This is a genomic window from Plesiomonas sp., from assembly GCF_051650925.1.
Classification (GTDB): Bacteria; Pseudomonadota; Gammaproteobacteria; order Enterobacterales; family CAMTGL01; genus Plesiomonas.
Genome location: NZ_JBOFRH010000368.1, coordinates 1 through 1112, shown reverse-complemented (window position 1 = coordinate 1112; position 1112 = coordinate 1). Strand labels below are relative to the sequence as shown.

Here is a 1112-nt window from a genome sequence, read left to right as displayed (position 1 = left end):
CCTGTGCCGCCGTTATGATGCTTTATCGCGGCAGTCAGAGCATCGTCTGCGCTTTTCAGAGGTACAGGGCATTTTGAAAGGCTATATCGATTTAGTCTTTAGCCATAACGGTAAATTTTATGTTCTTGATTATAAATCTAATTATTTGGGGGATACGGCAGAGCATTACCATCAACAGGCTATGACCCGTGCCATGATTGAACACCGGTATGATCTGCAATATCAGCTGTACACACTGGCATTGCACCGTTATTTACGGCTGCGGTTGAAAGATTATGATTATGACCGTCATATCGGCGGTGTGTATTACCTCTTTTTACGTGGGATGAATGGCCATGATCCTGAATACGGTGTGTATGCACAGCGCCCTGAAAAAGCCCTGATTATGGCATTGGATCGGCTGTTTAGCGGTGAGGAAGACTCCTCTACTGAGGCGTTAGAAAATGGAGTACAGGCATGAACCCCAGCATGAACCACGGTATTTTAGCCCATTTGCAGCAGTTGAGCCGTGAGCGAATTATCCGCCCGTTAGATTACCAGTTTGCCCGTTATCTGGCGCTGCATGATGCTGATCCACTGCTCGCTTTGGTTGCCGCGCTGATCAGTGCCGAAGCCGGTAATGGCCATGTCTGCCTTGATTTGCGCCAGCTAAACCCGACCCGTTTATTTGGCTTGCGTGATAGCCGTGCACTCTGGCATAGCACTGGAGGTATTCCCACTATCGAATGGCCGGCAAGGTTACAACACTGCATGGCAGTAGGCGATGGACGCTGCGCAACACCACTCGTACTGAACGGCGATTATCTCTATTTACACCGCTTATGGCAGGATGAGGGGCTGATCGTTGAGTATCTGCAACACAGTGAAAACCGGATCACGGCAGGCGATCAGGCACAAACCGACAACATTACGGCGCAAAAAGCGATTTTAGACCGCTTATTTGGGCAGGATGACACCGTCAACTGGCAGAAGGTGGCCGCGGCTATTGCCTGTAACAGCCGGATGTCGGTTATCTCCGGTGGCCCAGGAACGGGAAAGACCACCACAGTTACCCGCTTGTTAGCCGCATTGCTGCTGCAAGAGAGCCGATTACGGCAAGAAGACGCATTGCC

The 1112-nt window shown here is 50.6% G+C and carries 2 protein-coding genes; both read left to right on the top strand.

The features are described from left to right. Positions 1-460 (top strand): PD-(D/E)XK nuclease family protein (locus ACRC27_RS08385; protein WP_438639665.1); only part of this gene is annotated, 460 nt, incomplete at its 5' end. Next, a partial coding sequence (locus tag ACRC27_RS08380) for an AAA family ATPase (protein WP_438639664.1) occupies positions 457-1112 on the top strand: 656 nt, incomplete at its 3' end. The genes ACRC27_RS08385 and ACRC27_RS08380, both read left to right, overlap by 4 nt.